Source organism: Staphylococcus sp. HMSC077D08 (genome assembly GCF_001837945.1).
Taxonomy (GTDB): Bacteria; Bacillota; Bacilli; order Staphylococcales; family Staphylococcaceae; genus Staphylococcus; species Staphylococcus epidermidis.
On sequence record NZ_KV834762.1, the window covers coordinates 49,368 to 50,044 of the forward strand.

Genomic DNA, 677 nt, shown 5'->3' on the forward strand with positions numbered 1-677 from the left:
AAATACTTTGTGTTTATATGTAATTTTACATTGAAATACTTTAAAAAATAAGGCCCATTCGTATAATTTAATAGATACCAATAAACTAAATTAACGTAGAGCCTTATGCACAAAGATTATAACATGACTCAACTTACTCTACCAATGGAAACTTCAGTTCTTATCCCCACAAATGATATTGTAGAAACAATTCCCGAGACTGAATTCGATGATTTCATTTGTCCAAACAATCAAAGACCAGGATTTAAAAGATATGCCTATCGTCATGATAAATATGGTTTTAAACGAGACTTTAAAATAAATGTGATGATTGTTCAGAGTGTCCTCTGAAACACACCAATGTATGAACTTCAATTCAAAACAAACAAAAAAATAATGAAGAATTATAGTTTGGAATATTTTAAAGCGCAAATTAATAAAAAGTTTTCAGAACCAAAAACAAAAACCATCTACAGTCAAAGAAAATTTAGTGTGGAGCCTGTTTTTAGATTTATGAAGGCTATTTTAGGTTTCACTCGAATGTCTGTTCAAGGTATATATAAAGCCAAAAGAGAACTAGGATGTCTACTAATGGAACTTAATATAAGAAAAGTAACAGCTCAACGAGCTGAAAATGATCAAAAATTTATAAAAAAGACAATTCCTATATTTTTCAATAGAAATTGTCCTTATTTACT

General features: G+C 28.7%; 1 pseudogene. It reads left to right on the plus strand.

Features of this window, described 5'->3' with window-relative positions:
* Positions 1-207: 207 nt before the first annotated feature.
* Positions 208-677: pseudogene (locus tag HMPREF2663_RS04845) on the plus strand (transposase); the annotation flags it as partial.